This window comes from Siminovitchia fortis (assembly GCF_007681465.1).
GTDB lineage: Bacteria > Bacillota > Bacilli > Bacillales > Bacillaceae_C > Siminovitchia > Siminovitchia fortis.
This window is the reverse complement of the sequence record NZ_VEKZ01000030.1, coordinates 1-16079: the sequence shown is the minus strand read 5'-3', so window position 1 is coordinate 16079 and position 16079 is coordinate 1. Positions and strand designations below refer to the sequence as shown.

Sequence of the window (16079 nt, the reverse complement as noted above, 5' to 3'; positions counted from 1 at the left end):
GATTGGCGATTGGTCTAATTGAGCAGGACAAGACATATAGTTGAACGAGCCGTAAAAAGAGGAGGGCCTTTTGTGAAGCGGGTTTCAACTGTAACAGTGAGAAAAAGACTGTCCTATTTCCTGCTGATTGGACTTATCGTTTTTTTAATCATCGATGTAAGGCTGGGATATGTACAATTCGTATTGGGTGATGACTTATCGGGCCGTGCCCGTGACTCATGGAGCAGAAATATCCCTTTTGAACCGGAAAGGGGAAAGATTACCGACCGCAACGGTGTACCGATTGCCGAAAATAAAAGCGCCCCGACTGTATATATTATACCGAGGCAAATTGAAAATCCGACTGCTGCCGCCGAAAGCCTGGCTCCGGTCCTGAATGTATCAAAAGATAAATTGTACAAACGCATGACAGCAAATTCCTCCATCGAGCGTATCCCTGAAGGAAGAAAAATTTCCTATGAGAAAGCCCGGGAAGTAAGGGCACTGGATATAAAAGGTGTTTACATTGCCGAAGATTCAAAGCGCCACTATCCGTTCGGACGCTATTTATCCCATGTGCTGGGATTTACAGGCATAGATAATCAGGGATTGATGGGCCTTGAGCTCTATTATGATAAAGAGCTGCGGGGCAAAAGGGGCTCTGTTCAATTCTTTTCCGATGCCAAAGGAAGAAGGATGCCGGATATGTCGGATGATTTTGAGGCACCGGTTGACGGATATGATTTGAAATTAACAATTGATACGAGAATCCAAACGATTATGGAAAGAGAATTGGATAACGCAGAAGCCCAGTTTAAGCCGGACGGAATTGTGGCAATAGCCATGGATCCGGACAACGGGGAAATTTTGGCCATGTCGAGCAGGCCCTCGTTTGATCCTGCGGACTTCCGCGATGTGCCCCAGGAAATTTACAATCGGAATTTACCGATCTGGAGCACCTATGAACCGGGGTCCACTTTTAAGATCATCACCCTTGCCGCGGCACTCGAAGAGGGACTTGTCGACCTGGAGCATGACCACTTTTATGACCGCGGTTCGGTGAAAGTCGGCGGAGCCAATCTCAGATGCTGGAAAAAAGGGGGACATGGCAGCCAAAGCTTTTTGGAAGTTGTCCAAAATTCATGCAACCCGGGATTTGTTGAACTGGGAGACCGGCTGGGCAAAGAAAAGCTTTTTCAATATATAAAAGGATTCGGTTTCGGGCAAAAGACAGGCATTGACCTGGCGGGAGAGGGAACAGGCATATTATTTAAAATGGACCAGGTGGGTCCGGTCGAACAGGCAACAACCGCTTTCGGGCAGGGAGTGTCAGTCACGCCCATCCAGCAGGTTGCCGCGGTGGCTGCTGCGGTGAATGGCGGGACTTTATACCAGCCGTATATTGCGAAAGAATTGGTCGATCCCATCACAGGGACAGTTGCCATGAGGAAGACTCCTGTGGCTAAAAGGCGGGTCATATCCGAAAAGACATCCAAAGAAATCCGCCATGCCCTTGAAAGTGTCGTTGCCCAAGGTACGGGGAGGAATGCTTTTATAGATACCTACCGGGTCGGGGGCAAGACGGGAACCGCCCAAAAAGCCAAAGACGGAAGGTATCTTGAGAACAATCATATCGTTTCTTTCATCGGTTTTGCGCCTGCGGATGATCCCCAGCTTGTCGTATACGCAGCAGTGGACAATCCAAAAGGGACAATTCAATTTGGAGGAACTGTTGCAGCACCTATCGTAGGGAAAATCATGGAGGACTCATTGCGTGCCCTTGATGTAAAGCCAAGAAAAAATCAGATCGAAAAAAAGACAAACTGGCTTGATCCGAAGATGGTCACTGTCCCGGACCTGAAAGGATTCACAAGGAAAGAACTGCTTCAGCAAATGTTGGATTTGAAGCTTGAAGTCAGCGGTGATGGAACGAAAGTTGTCCAGCAGGCTCCTGATCCGGGAGTAAAGGTCGAAGAGGGATCAGTTATAAGGGTTTATATGAAATAATGAAAGATCGCCTGTTTAAATAGGGTATTAAAATGAAAAAACGAGTCGATCAAAAATCTACCCTAGACTTAAGGGTAGATTTTTCAGATTAAAAAAATTCGGGAACTTATTTCCGGAATGGCATAAGATGATAACGGCGCTTTTTTAAAAGATAAGCGTATAACATTTTACTAAGCTCTCTTTTAAAATTGGTATGTGCTATGTCTAGCTTCAGGCGCCATCGGCGCAAGGATCAAGCCGCAAGAAAGCTTACTCAGGAAGAATATGCTCCTGCGCCATAGCCTTTTCGAGGAAGCCTTGTTCAGCTCGTCGCAAAGCTGCACGAAGCCTCTCAGGGATGCTTTACACGGTGTGATTTAAATTAGCTGCTTTGCTGTGGTGGCTGAAAAGTTGCCTCATCAAAATTCGTCTTGTGCTTGTCGCCTAAGGCTGCGCGCCTTGCGCTTTTCTTGAACTATTCACTGAGAAATGTGAAAAAATATGAAAATAAATCATTGGAAAATATATTGATTTCACTTTCCATACGCTTGTCCGTCGCGGTATATTATGAATGCCGGATGTGGTAAAATGATTGCAAATAAAGTCGGGAGGCCTTTCCCGTTTGAAATTTTTTGAATTTCCGGCCTGGCACTTAAATTGCCGAACCGGATTTCAATGAGATAGAAAGGATCGTAAGGATGAATCTGCATACACTTTTAAAAGCTTTGCCGCTGGTAAAGCCTGATTTGGAAAATCCGGAAATCACTGCAATTGTAAATGATCATAGAAAAGTAGAGCCGGGCTCGATGTTCATCTGTATTAAAGGACATCATGCCGACGGCCATGATTTTGCAAAGGAAGCGGCCGATATGGGAGCGGCGGCCATAATATCCGAAAGGGCTCTGCCTCTTTCCGTACCGGTAATCGTTGTCAATGATACGAAACATGCGATGGCGGTTTTGGCCGATGCATTTTACGGTCATCCGACCGGAAAGCTTCGCCTGGTCGGCATCACCGGCACAAATGGGAAGACGACGACAAGCTTCATGATCGAAGAGGTTTTTAGGGAAGCAGGCTTTAAGGCAGGCCTGATTGGAACGATCAGCATGAAAATCGGAAACAGGATAATAGAGACAAAGAACACGACTCCCGACACGATCGTTCTTCAGGAAACCTTTGCCGAAATGGTCAGTGAAGGTGTTGACGCCGCAGTCATGGAGGTTTCTTCGCATGCGCTTGTACAGGGAAGGGTAGACGGATGTGACTTTGATGTGGCTGTCTTTACCAATCTGTCACAGGATCATTTGGATTATCACAAGACGATGGAAGAGTACAAGAAGGCAAAGGGGCTTCTGTTTACAAGGCTCGGAAATACATACACGAAGCCTAAATTTGCCGTCATTAATGCAGATGACCCGGCAGGGAAGCAGTATATTGCCGATACGTCTGCGCATGTTGTCACATACGGAATTGATTATCGCGCAGACTTTATGGCTGAAAATATCGTTATGGAAAGAAACGGCACATCATTTACACTGATTTCTCCTGAAGGAAAAAATAAAGTCTCTTTGAAATTAATGGGCAAATTCAGCGTCTATAATACACTTGCCGCAATAGCAGCCGCATATGTTTCAAATGTCCCGCTTGAAACCATCATTCGTACGGTGGAGTCTGTCCAAGGAGTTCCCGGACGTTTTGAAGGCGTAGACGAGGGGCAGGATTTCTCCGTTATCGTCGACTATGCCCACACACCCGACAGTTTGGAAAATGTGTTGAAGACGATAAGGGAATTTGCCGGAAAACGAATTTTTGCCGTTGTCGGATGCGGCGGAGACAGGGACAGGACAAAGCGGCCGCTCATGGCCGAAGCAGCTTGCAAATATGCAACCGATCCGATTTTCACTTCCGACAATCCCCGTACGGAGGACCCGATTGCCATTTTAAAAGATATGGAAAAGGGCGTCGGGGGAGAGCAATATCAAGTCATCCCAGACCGGAAAGAAGCCATTACTGCAGCTATCCATGCTGCCCGGGAAGGGGACGTAGTGTTAATAGCAGGGAAGGGGCACGAGACGTATCAAATCATCGGGGACAAAGTGTTTGATTTTGATGACCGCCTCGTTGCGAGCAATGCCATTAAGGAGTTAAGAACATGTTGACATATGAAGATGTTGAAAAGATCATACCTGAGACAAAAGGTGTCAAAAATGCCGCCATTTCTTTTGGCTGCATCGCTTTCGCCAGCAATGAAGAACAGCCAAAAGGCTTATTTATACAAACCGGACAGGATGAAGACCTTCAGGCGGCCATTTCCAACGGAGCAGTGGCTGCCGTCTGGCCTTCTGAAAAAGAACTGCCTTTTTACACGCCAAATCATTTCCCGGTCTTTCTTGCACAAGAAGGTCCGTTGTCTGCTGTCCTCCAGATTCTGGAAAACTACAGCCGCAAAATGGGCATCGAAAAGACAGATAATAAGACGCGGGTCATTTTGCCTGAATCAGATGGAAGCGCAGTTCCGGATGATTTCATTGAAACAACGAGACAATTGATTCATTCTGGCGAAAATTGCGTTGACGGGAACGGGGTGAGGTAAAGATGATGGAAAAAGTCGTTTTATTTACAATCATCATGGCTTTTCTTATTACCGTCTTATTATCCCCCCTTTTCATCCCTTTTTTAAGAAGGCTGAAATTTGGCCAAAGCATTCGTGACGAGGGACCGGAATCGCATCAAAAGAAAAGCGGCACTCCGACAATGGGAGGCATTTTGATCATCATATCCATCATTGCCACAACACTGGTCATGACCGGAAAGTATACAGAACCGGGTTCTGATACATATTTGCTCATTTTGGTCACATTTGGCTACGGCTTGCTTGGCTTTTTGGATGATTTCATTAAGATCGCCCTTAAGCGTAATCTTGGGCTGACATCCAAGCAAAAACTGCTTGGCCAGGTCATCATTGCCCTTGTATTTTATTTTGTATTGAAGTCAATCGGTTTTTCTACAGCCATTAAAATCCCGTTGACGGAATTCTCTCTTGAGCTTGGGCCTTTGTACGCCTTTTTTATTGTATTTTGGCTTGTAGGATTCTCTAATGCTGTCAATTTGACTGACGGCCTCGATGGGCTTGTCTCCGGCACAGCCGCCATCGCCTTTGGGGCATTCGCCATTTTGGCCTGGAGCCAGTCTCAGTATGAAGTGGCAGTGTTTTCGGTTGCTGTTGTGGGAGCAGTATTGGGATTCCTTGTCTTTAATGCGCATCCCGCCAAGGTGTTTATGGGAGATACCGGCTCTCTCGCTCTGGGAGGAGCGATTGCTGCTGTAGCCATTTTGACCAAGACAGAAATCATCTTATTGGTGATCGGCGGGATTTTCGTCATTGAAACTTTGTCTGTCATATTGCAGGTGATCTCTTTTAAGCTGACAGGCAAGCGGATTTTTAGAATGAGTCCGCTGCATCATCATTATGAGCTGGTCGGATGGTCAGAGTGGCGGGTGGTCGCCACGTTTTGGGCTGTCGGTCTGCTTTTTGCCATTTTAGGAATTTACATAGAGGTGTGGGTGTGAATTGAAGAATATTACGGACTACCAGCATAAAAAAATACTCGTGCTAGGATTAGCGAAAAGCGGCATTGCAGCTGCCACTCTTTTACATAAGCTGGGGGCTTTTGTCACCGTCAATGATCAAAAACCTTTCGAGGAAAATCCTGCGGCGCAAGGCCTTCTTGAAAAAGGCATTACGGTCATTTGCGGCAGCCATCCGCCCGAATTGCTTGATGAAGGATTCGAATTGATCGTTAAAAATCCGGGCATCCCTTATACAAACCCGCTAGTTTCAAAGGCGATGGAAATGAAGATCCCGGTCATTACGGAGATCGAGCTCGCCTACCGCGTGTCAGAAGCCGGCATCATCGGCATTACCGGATCGAATGGAAAGACGACAACGACGACGCTTATTTTCAACATGCTTGAAGAAGATTCCCGGCACCCATTGATTGCAGGGAATATCGGGACAGTGGCGTCGGAAGTGGCCATGAGGGCGACCCGTGAAAATCAGATGGTTGTGGAATTATCTTCTTTTCAATTGATGGGTGTGGATCAGTTCAGGCCGCATATTGCCGTCATCACGAATTTGTATGAAGCGCATCTTGATTATCATCAGACGAAAGAAAATTATGCGAGGGCCAAAGCGAATATTACACTGAACCAGACTGAGGATGATTTCTTGATCGTCAATGCCGATCAGGAAGAGCTGCTGGAACTCGTTCGTTTTTCCAAGGCCGCGCTCATTCCTTTTTCAACAAAACGCTATCTGGAAAAAGGCGTTTCCATCAGGGAAGGGAAAATCGTTTATTTCGGTGAAGAGGTCATTGACCTTGAAGAGATCCTCCTTCCAGGAAAGCATAATCAGGAAAATATTTTGGCGGCCATAGCAGCGGTGAAACTCCTCGGTGTCGGCCACGGCGCGATTAAACGGGTGCTGACATCGTTCCAAGGGGTGGAGCACAGAACCCAGCTCATTTCGGAAATTAACGGAAGAAAGTTTTATAATGATTCCAAGGCCACAAATATACTGGCAACGAAAAGTGCTTTGCAGGCTTTCCGGGAGCCTGTCGTACTGCTTGCCGGCGGATTGGACAGGGGGAATGGATTTTCAGAGCTTGTTCCGTATTTATCCGGCGTCAAGGCGCTGATTTTATTCGGTGAAACAGCGGGTAAATTGGAAAAAGCAGGCAGAGAAGCGGGAATACAATCCATTTATCACGTCGATAATGTGGAAGAGGCTGTTCCGCTTTCATATAAAATTTCAGAACCCGGCGATATTGTTTTATTGTCCCCGGCATGCGCAAGCTGGGATCAGTATAGGACATTTGAAATACGGGGTAATATTTTCGCCCAAGCCGTGCATAAACTGAAGGAGAGCCAATAAAAGTGGAGTTCAAAAAGTTGACAAATTAGAAGCAAGAAGATCGAGGCGGCGAAGTTACGAGCAGCGGAATGTATGCTTTTAATACATGAGCAGCGCAGAAACGAGCCAATGAAGAGATTCGCCGCTTATCATTTGGCGAATTTTTGAACATCCTCTAAAAAGGTGTATGGAACAGGCTTAATTACAGTGGAGGCAGAGGTGCTGACTGTTGCCCTTGAAAAAATCTACACCCGACTTTATTTTAATCATTGTCACAATGACATTGCTGGCCATCGGGCTTATCATGGTATACAGCGCCAGCGCCGTATGGGCAGATTATAAATTCAATGACTCCTTTTTCTTTGCAAAAAGACAGCTTCTATTTGCAGGACTGGGCTTTGCCGCCATGTTTTTAATGATGAGCATTGATTATTGGTCTTGGCGCAAATGGGCCAAGCCCATATTGATCATCTGTTTCATATTATTGCTGGTGGTCTTGATTCCAGGTATCGGAATGGAAAGAAACGGTTCCCGGAGCTGGATCGGAGTAGGGGCGTTTTCCGTACAGCCGTCCGAGTTCATCAAGCTTGCACTGATCGCTTTTTTGGCGAAGTTCCTCTCAGAAAAGCAAAGGTATATTACTACGGTAAAAAAGGGCCTGGCGCCCTCCTTATCATTGGTGTTTCTTGCATTCGGGCTGATCATGCTGCAGCCCGATCTCGGGACGGGAACAGTGATGGTCGGTACTTGCTTCGTGATGCTTTTTATAGCCGGTGCCCGGATTTTTCATTTTGCCATTTTGGGATTGGCCGGGCTTGCCGGCTTTGTCGGCCTGATTTTATCCGCACCTTACCGGATGGCCAGGATCACCTCGTTTCTCGATCCGTGGCAGGATCCGCTAAACAGCGGCTTTCAAATTATCCAGTCGTTATACGCGATCGGGCCGGGCGGATTATTCGGATTGGGGCTTGGTGAAAGCAGGCAGAAATTCTTTTATTTGCCCGAGCCGCAGACCGATTTCATTTTTGCCATCCTGTCGGAGGAGCTTGGCTTTATTGGGGGAAGTCTTGTCATACTGCTGTTTGCCCTTCTGCTGTGGCGCGGGATAAAAATTGCCCTTGGGGCGCCTGACCTATATGGCAGTTTCCTGGCAGTGGGAATCATTTCCATGATTGCCATCCAGGTGATGATCAACATTGGAGTGGTGACAGGATTAATGCCTGTAACTGGAATTACACTCCCGTTTTTAAGCTACGGAGGATCATCATTGACCATCATGCTGATGGCAGTGGGTGTACTGCTGAATATAAGCCGATATGCGCGTGTCTGATATCAAAAGCGGAAGCGCCTGTTTATCGACGTACAGACTGGAGTGACTCTGACGAGATAAAGGAAACACGGCGACGAAGGCAGGCTCAAGCAGCGACGTCCTGTCGCTTCGCCTGCACTAGGACGTCCTGTCCGTCGGAGCCGATGTTGACTTATCGTAGGAGGAGTCGCGAAGTCTGCTAGTCGATAGGCGCTGGAGCTAGACGCAGCATAATATGAAGGAGAAAATTATTTGCAGTTTAAGCATTTATTACCTTCTCAACAACAAGAAACTCAATATCATTTGGGTTTCTTTTTTATTTCAAAATAACAACAATCTGCACTGAACACATTTTTCTTGTATAAAATATAGTAAAATAAGATAATTAAGGAGTTTGGTCTATTAATTAGATTACACTAACTGAGGTGTTATCATGAAAATCATTGTCAGCGGCGGGGGTACCGGAGGACATGTCTATCCGGCGCTAGCTTTGATCCGCACAATCAAAGAGAAGCATCCGGATACAACGTTTCTATATATCGGAACAGAAAAAGGATTGGAAGCGAATATTATCCGAAGAGAGAATTTACCTTTTGAAACAGTGGAAATTACCGGCTTTAAAAGGTCGCTTTCCTTTGAAAATATTAAAACGATCATCCGGTTTTTTAAGGGCGTCAGACGGAGCAAACAAATCATTAAGGAATTTAAGCCGGATGTGGTAATTGGAACCGGAGGCTACGTTTCCGCTCCCGTCGTATATGCAGCAGCAAAAAAGAAGGTCCCGGCAGTTATTCACGAACAAAACAGTGTACCGGGACTAACAAATAAATTTTTAAGCAGATATGTCCAAAAAGTAGCCATCTGTTTTGAATCTGCCAAGGAGTTTTTCCCTGCTCAAAAAGTCATACTCACAGGAAATCCGCGCGCTTCGGAAGTGGCCGGAAAAGAAGGCCGCGGTGAATTGGCCAGGCTGGGCTTAAAGGAAAATATTCCTACAGCCCTTATAACGGGAGGAAGCAGAGGCGCGAGGCCGATCAATGAAGCTGTAATAAAGTCATTGGCACAGCTTGCCAATAAACCGTACCAAGTTTTATACATAACCGGAGAGGTTCATTTCGATGATGTAAAGAAAGAAGTGGCGCTGATCGGAGACTCTCCGAATGTAGCGGTCGTTCCATTTATTCATAATATGGAAGAAGTGCTTGCAGAGATAGATGTTGTTGTAGGAAGGGCTGGAGCTACGTCGCTTGCGGAGATCACGGCGCTTGGGCTTCCGTCAATACTTATTCCGAGTCCGTACGTAACGAACAATCATCAGGAAAAGAATGCTTCGGTGCTTACGTCTGCAGGTGCAGCCATCATGCTGCCGGAAAAGGATTTGTCCGGCCAAAAGCTGATTGCCGCGCTTGATGATATCCTTTTGGATGATAAAAAAAGGAAAAACATGGGCGAGGCTTCGATGAAACTGGGGATGCCCGATGCATCAGACCGGTTATATAATGTACTTTTAGACATGATTGAACGCGGCAGGAATTGAAAGGGGCATGAAAATGAAAAAGATTATTGAGGAACTGCGTGCCAACGGTGTTGGAAAGGTAAAGGAAAATGAACCGCTATCCAATCATACAACGATAAAAGTTGGAGGGCCGGCGGAAATTTTTGTAGAGCCTGATTCTATAGATAAATTATTAAAGACAATGGATATTGTCCAGAAATATCAATTGCCTTGGAGGGTGATCGGCCGAGGGTCCAATCTTCTCGTATCTGATGAAGGAATTGCGGGAGTGGTCATCAAACTTGGAAAAGGCATTGACCATCTTGAAATAGATGGAACAAAAGTCCGGGTCGGTGCAGGGTATTCCTTCATCGTTCTGGCCAACGCCTTGGGGAGAAAAGGATTAAGCGGCTTTGAGTTTGCAGGCGGTATACCGGGATCCGTCGGAGGCGCCGTATATATGAATGCCGGTGCACACGGCTCTGATATTTCAAAGATATTGGAAAAAGCGCGGGTGCTGTTCCCGGATGGGACTGTGGAATGGCTGACCAATGAAGAAATGGAATATTCATACCGGACTTCTGTTCTTCAAAAGAAGCGCCCGGGAATTGTTCTGGAGGCTGTATTTGACCTTGAGGAAGGAGACCGCGAGGTGATTGCGGCTGAAATGAAAAAGCACCGGACCTACCGCCGCGATACCCAGCCTGTTAAACCTTGCTGCGGCAGTGTATTTCGCAATCCGCTGCCGGAGCATGCAGGAAAGCTGATCCAGGACGCCAGCCTGAAGGGATATTCCATAGGCGGGGCACAAATATCCGAGCTCCACGGAAACTTTATCGTCAATAACGGATCGGCAAAAGCAGCGGATGTTTTGGCGCTGATCAGACATATGAAAGAAACGGTTCGGGAAAGAAACGGCATTGAAATGCATACAGAAGTCGAGATAGTAGAAAGAAAAGCAAAGGGCGACGCTTAGCGACGTACAGACTGAGCGAAAAGCGGAAGGCGGCTGCCTAGGGGCGACAAGCGCTGGAGGGCCAGCCAGTGAAGTCGTTTTTTGACTTCATTGGTTGGACTGAAGCGACCTCGAGCCCCTGCCGTCTGTAGCTAGACTGGACGACTCCTGACGAGATAAAGGAAACACGGCGAACCCGCAGGCGAGCCGATGTTGACTTATCGTAGGAAAGCTGCTGACTTCAATAACATCGTGTAAAACTTCCTCGAGTAAACTTCAAGCAGCTTTGCGACAAGGTAACATAGCTTATCGAATATACTATACCTTGGAGCACCTAGAGGAGGAAGTCTGCTAGTCGCTGGAGCCCGGAGCTGGACATTTGAAAAACGCAAGCGCCTGTTTATCGATGAAAAGTCCGGAGAAAATTGGAGAAGGGGGGAAAGCCGTGAATCAAAGGAAAGTTTTATCCCTGGAAGACAGGATTCCCAAAATAAAAGAACATCGAAAGCGGAAAGCGAACAGGCGGCTTATTTTCCTCATTTTCTTGTTTTTTCTCCTGATCATGCTAGTGATTTATTTTCAATCCCCTTTAAGCCATGTGAACGATATTACAGTTCAAGGCAATGAATCGGTCCCGGATCAATTAATAATTGACAAAAGCGGTCTTAAGAAGGGGGCCAACATTTGGAAATTGGACAAAAAGAAAGTGATCCAAAAGCTGGAGAACCATGAGGAAGTGAAACATGCAAAAGTCAAAATCGGTTTTCCCAATACCGTAAAATTGCAAATTCAGGAATATGAGACTATTGCTTACGTCTCCACAGGAACGGATTTTCATCCGATTCTGGAGAATGGGCTGATTGTAAAAAATAGCCTGGAAGGCGCAGTGCCGGTCAATGCGCCAATATTATCCAATTTCAATGAAGATAAGATTTTGGAAAATATGGCCAGGGAATTGAAGGAACTGCCTCCGGAAATTGTAAATATTATTTCTGAAGTCCATTATACACCGAAAAATACGGACAAGTATCACATCACTCTTTTTATGAATGACGGATTCGAAGTGAGTGCAACCATTTTGACTTTCTCAGAAAAGATGGTGCATTACCCGTCTATCGTCAGCCAGCTGGACCCAAAGGTCAAAGGTGTCATAGATATGGAAGTCGGTTCATTCTTCAAAGCATATGAAACCAAAGAATAGAAAGGGGCAGGGAAGCCGCAAGAATTCTTATTCAATTTTGGTGACAAAGTTCTACATGATTTTATTATAATTGCCCGATAATATTTTCCTTATCGCAAGTTTGGCTTTTCTAGGGCGCAATCTTAGTGTAGACTTATATTTAGTGGCTGTTTTTTTACAGCCTCTTTAAAAAATATAGCGTAAAACGTAGAATATTGTGGAATGAAGAGGCCGGCGGCGGAGAAAATTAACGAATGAAACTCATAAATAATTCGATAGATTAAAAGGAAATTACCTGAATTTGCCGAATACATAAAAGTAATTGCCATGTCAAGGATGATTATTTATGAAATTTCGATATATCAAGTTCAGTATAAAGAGAGAGTTGAAGGAGGTGCCGCGGAATGAACAATAGCGAGATGTATGTGAGTCTCGATATAGGAACATCCACCGTAAAGGTGATCATAGGTTCCATGGGCAGCGATTCCTTGGACGTAATTGGAGTTGGAAATGTAAGTGCCAAAGGAATTCGGAAAGGTTCCATAGTTGATATAGATGAAACGGTTCATTCGATTAAAAGTGCGGTCGAGCAGGCAGAGAGAATGATTGGAATGAAAATCAATGACGTGATTGTCGGAATTGCCGGCAACCATGTCGCTTTACAGCCTTGCCATGGAGTGGTGGCCGTATCAAGCCAAAATCGGGAAATTACGAATGACGATGTAGCCAGGGTAATGGATGCGGCACAAGTCATTTCCATCCCGCCGGAAAGAGAAATCATCAATGTAATCCCGCGGCAATTTATTGTTGACGGATTGGATGAAATTACTGATCCCCGCGGAATGATTGGGGTCAGGCTTGAAATGGAAGGAACCATCATCACCGGGGCCAAGACCATTTTACATAATACGCTGCGCTGTGTTGAACGGGCAGGATTGAGTATTACCGATATTGTACTTCAACCGCTTGCAGCGGCTGCAGCAGCCCTTTCAAAGGATGAGCAGCAGCTTGGTACTGCATTAATTGATATGGGTGGCGGATCAACAACGCTCTCTATATTCGAAAACGGCAGCATCAAGGATGTGAGTGTCATCCCGGTAGGCGGTGAACATATTACAAAAGACCTTTCTATCGGCCTCAGGACAGCTACGGAAGATGCAGAGAAAATCAAGATTACATATGGACATGCATTTTATGATCATGCTTCGGAAGATGAAGTTTTCAGTGTGCCCATAATTGGCAGTGACCAGCATCAGCAATTCAATCAATTGGAGCTCTCGGATATCATTGAAGCCAGGATGGAAGAAATTTTTGAATTGGTCCAGAATGAATTGAAAAGAATGGGAATCACTGACCTTCCGGGAGGCTTTGTGTTGACCGGGGGCTCGGCAAACATGTCCGGTGTCGTTGAGCTCGCACAAATGATTTTCCAAAGCCGGGTCAGGGTAGCCATCCCGGATTATATCGGTGTCCGTGAGCCTCAGTATACGACTGCTGTAGGATTAATCAAGTATTCCTACCAGAATGCCAGATTGCAAGGGAGAAGCGTTAGCGCGTCCCCGGTCCATGTAACAGATGAACACGATCACGGGGCAGCTCCAGACGCACACCAGTCGGGAAGGCAAAAGCCTGAAAAAGACCCGGATAAGAAAATATCCACTAAAGTTAAAAAGTTTTTTGGCTACTTTTTCGAATAGGCCATCCGGTTGAATAAAACGAACAGGAGGACATATCATGTTGGATTTCGATACGAGTGTTGATTCTTTGGCAACTATAAAGGTAATCGGAGTTGGCGGCGGCGGAAACAATGCTGTTAACCGCATGATTGAACATGAAGTGCAGGGTGTTGAATTTATCGCTGTAAATACAGATGCCCAGGCTTTGAACTTATCCAAGGCTGAAATAAAAATGCAAATCGGCGCAAAGCTGACGAGAGGACTGGGAGCAGGTGCCAATCCCGAGGTCGGAAAAAAAGCTGCCGAAGAGAGCAAGGAACAAATTGAAGAGGCCCTAAAAGGAGCCGACATGGTTTTTGTCACGGCTGGAATGGGCGGAGGTACCGGAACGGGTGCTGCACCGGTGATCGCTCAAATCGCAAAGGACTTGGGGGCGCTGACGGTCGGAGTGGTAACAAGGCCGTTCACTTTTGAAGGACGAAAGCGTGCAACCCAGGCAAGCGGCGGAATTGAAGCCATGAAAGAGTCAGTTGATACGTTAATCGTCATTCCGAACGACAGGCTCTTGGAAATCGTTGATAAAAGCACACCGATGCTGGAAGCATTCAGGGAAGCTGACAACGTCTTAAGACAAGGTGTCCAGGGTATCTCCGACTTAATCGCCGTTCCGGGATTGATCAATCTGGATTTTGCCGATGTTAAAACAATCATGACCAATAAAGGTTCCGCTTTGATGGGAATCGGTGTGGCCACAGGAGAAAACAGGGCTGCCGAAGCTGCAAAGAAGGCCATCTCTTCCCCGCTGCTTGAAACTTCCATTGATGGGGCCCAAGGTGTCCTGATGAATATTACCGGTGGAACGAACTTGAGCCTTTATGAGGTTCAGGAAGCTGCTGATATTGTTGCAACAGCTTCCGATCAGGAAGTAAACATGATTTTCGGATCCGTTATTAACGATAACTTAAAGGACGAAATCGTGGTTACAGTCATTGCAACCGGATTTGATGAAGTCCAGGCGCAGCCTAAGCAGCAAACTCCATTGTTCGGCCAAGTGAGGACTCAGCAAAACCAGGTTCCGAACCGTGAGCAAAAAAGGGAAGAGGCGCAAGAACCGGCAAGAACCGGCCAACAGCAACCTCTTGAAGATACATTGGATATCCCGACATTTCTTAGAAATAGAAATAGAAGAAGATAATTTCGCATTTTTTAAACCAGGTGAATCCCACCTGGTTTTTTGCTCTTTTACACCCCCGAATTTGACGTGAACTCCCTCTTATAAGTTCTCTCCCTCATTAGTCATTCTTCGATGTAAATTGTGAAAATTTCTCTAGTTTCACGTACAGGAAGTGACACATTCCATTTTTGGCGTCCGCTATACTAATCATTAATAGAAAAAGCCAGGTATTCTTAATTTTTTAGCCTCTTTGGAGGGGGGCCTTATAATAATCATGGTCATTTACATGGATGTCATCTGGTTGTTGAATTTCCTGGCGGACAGCTTGCTGCTGTGGATTACCGCTATCTTTTTAAAGAGACAGGTGAAAATATGGAAAGTTCTGGCGGGCGGGTTGATGGGCTCATGCCTGATTTTGTTCGCTTTAACCCCATTGGCTTCTGTTGCCAGCCACCCAGTTATGAAAATGGGCATTTCCATTTGCATGGTTTTGACAGTATTTGGATTTAAGAGATTCAAGTCCTTCCTTTCCTGTTTGCTGACATTCTATTTCTCGACCTTTCTGATGGGCGGAATTTTAATGGGAACCCATTATTTTCTGACATATGATCTGAAACTGAGGACTGCTGTATCGTTGGAAGGTCTCCGTGGATTCGGAGACCCGGTCAGCTGGCTGTTTGTAGCAGCAGCGTTTCCGATCGCCTGGCATTTTTCGAGGAAAAGAGTTGAGGATTTGACTATCTCTTCCATTGAGTATGATGTTCTAATTGATGTCACTATTCAGATCAATGGACTCGATCTTCAATTGAAAGGATTGATTGACAGCGGAAATCAATTGTATGACCCCATATCCAAAACGCCTGTTATGATTGCAGCCGTATCCGCATTTAAGGATCAGCTGCCGGAGGAGATTCTGCAGTTGTCAGACAAGAATAACAATCCTATTGAACTGGCAGATAAAATTCCGGAGATATGGAGCGAGAAGATGAGGCTGATACCTGCAAAGACACTTGGAGCCAATAACCGGCTGCATTGTGCATTCAAGCCTGAAGCTATATATCTTCAGATGGAGGACGAGCGGAAGGCTGTCCAGAAAGCCCTGATCATTTTTACAGACCAAGAATTATCCAGCGACGGCCGCTTCCAATGCATTGTCCATCCTGCAATAGTGGAACAGGCTGTCGTGCAAACCGCATCTTAGGCACATGTTCGAATAATATGGGAGGAGGAGACTGCGTGAAAAAAATTCGCCTGCATCTTACCTATTACTGGTATAAGGTCCTCAAGAAGCTGGGTTGGAAATCCGACGAAATTTATTATATAGGAGGGAGTGAAGCTTTGCCCCCGCCCCTTTCCAGGGAAGAGGAAGCCATATTGCTCAAAAAGCTCCCAAATGGAGACAAGACGGCGAGG

Annotated in this window: 12 protein-coding genes and 1 pseudogene; all 13 read left to right on the top strand. The window is 45.9% G+C overall.

From position 1 onward, the window contains the following. The first annotated feature begins 72 nt into the window (after positions 1 to 72). The gene (locus FS666_RS10955) at positions 73 to 1986 is read left to right on the top strand and encodes a stage V sporulation protein D (RefSeq protein WP_120073875.1); all 1914 of its coding nucleotides are present in this window, start codon (positions 73 to 75) and stop codon (positions 1984 to 1986) included. Between the two features lie 677 nt (positions 1987 to 2663). Continuing rightward, entirely contained in the window at positions 2664 to 4124 is a 1461-nt protein-coding gene (locus FS666_RS10950) for a UDP-N-acetylmuramoyl-L-alanyl-D-glutamate--2,6-diaminopimelate ligase (RefSeq protein ID WP_144460685.1), read from the top strand. Then, positions 4118 to 4558 carry a hypothetical protein gene (locus tag FS666_RS10945; RefSeq protein ID WP_144460684.1) on the top strand — a complete coding sequence of 147 codons (441 nt, stop codon included), beginning with the start codon at positions 4118 to 4120 and terminating at the stop codon, positions 4556 to 4558. Before FS666_RS10950 ends, FS666_RS10945 begins: the two co-directional genes overlap by 7 nt. Before the next feature lie 2 nt (positions 4559 to 4560). Beyond that, the gene (gene mraY, locus FS666_RS10940; protein WP_120073871.1) at positions 4561 to 5535 is read left to right on the top strand and encodes a phospho-N-acetylmuramoyl-pentapeptide-transferase; all 975 of its coding nucleotides are present in this window, start codon (positions 4561 to 4563) and stop codon (positions 5533 to 5535) included. Position 5536: 1 nt separating this feature from the next. Further along, on the top strand, positions 5537 to 6898 hold the full coding sequence (murD, locus tag FS666_RS10935) for a UDP-N-acetylmuramoyl-L-alanine--D-glutamate ligase (protein WP_144460683.1): 1362 nt from the start codon (positions 5537 to 5539) through the stop codon (positions 6896 to 6898). 208 nt (positions 6899 to 7106) lie between these two features. After that, positions 7107 to 8207 (top strand): stage V sporulation protein E, encoded by a 1101-nt coding sequence (gene spoVE, locus FS666_RS10930; protein ID WP_120073866.1) that lies wholly within the window; start codon positions 7107 to 7109, stop codon positions 8205 to 8207. Positions 8208 to 8619: 412 nt separating this feature from the next. Further along, positions 8620 to 9723, top strand: a complete 1104-nt coding sequence (gene murG / locus FS666_RS10925) for an undecaprenyldiphospho-muramoylpentapeptide beta-N-acetylglucosaminyltransferase (RefSeq protein ID WP_120073864.1) — start codon at positions 8620 to 8622, stop codon at positions 9721 to 9723. 13 nt (positions 9724 to 9736) lie between these two features. Next, on the top strand, positions 9737 to 10657 hold the full coding sequence (gene murB, locus FS666_RS10920) for a UDP-N-acetylmuramate dehydrogenase (protein WP_144460682.1): 921 nt from the start codon (positions 9737 to 9739) through the stop codon (positions 10655 to 10657). A 424-nt stretch (positions 10658 to 11081) separates the two neighbouring features. Next, on the top strand, positions 11082 to 11837 hold the full coding sequence (locus FS666_RS10915; protein ID WP_144460681.1) for a cell division protein FtsQ/DivIB: 756 nt from the start codon (positions 11082 to 11084) through the stop codon (positions 11835 to 11837). Between the two features lie 383 nt (positions 11838 to 12220). Next, positions 12221 to 13513 carry a cell division protein FtsA gene (ftsA, locus tag FS666_RS10910; protein WP_120073860.1) on the top strand — a complete coding sequence of 431 codons (1293 nt, stop codon included), beginning with the start codon at positions 12221 to 12223 and terminating at the stop codon, positions 13511 to 13513. Positions 13514 to 13550: 37 nt separating this feature from the next. Next, positions 13551 to 14687, top strand: coding sequence for a cell division protein FtsZ (gene ftsZ, locus FS666_RS10905; RefSeq protein WP_120073858.1), 1137 nt, complete (start codon positions 13551 to 13553; stop codon positions 14685 to 14687). 253 nt (positions 14688 to 14940) lie between these two features. Continuing rightward, on the top strand, positions 14941 to 15867 hold the full coding sequence (gene spoIIGA / locus FS666_RS10900; protein ID WP_144469098.1) for a sigma-E processing peptidase SpoIIGA: 927 nt from the start codon (positions 14941 to 14943) through the stop codon (positions 15865 to 15867). A 35-nt stretch (positions 15868 to 15902) separates the two neighbouring features. Next, a pseudogene (locus FS666_RS20305) lies at positions 15903 to 16079 on the top strand (RNA polymerase sporulation sigma factor SigE); the annotation flags it as partial.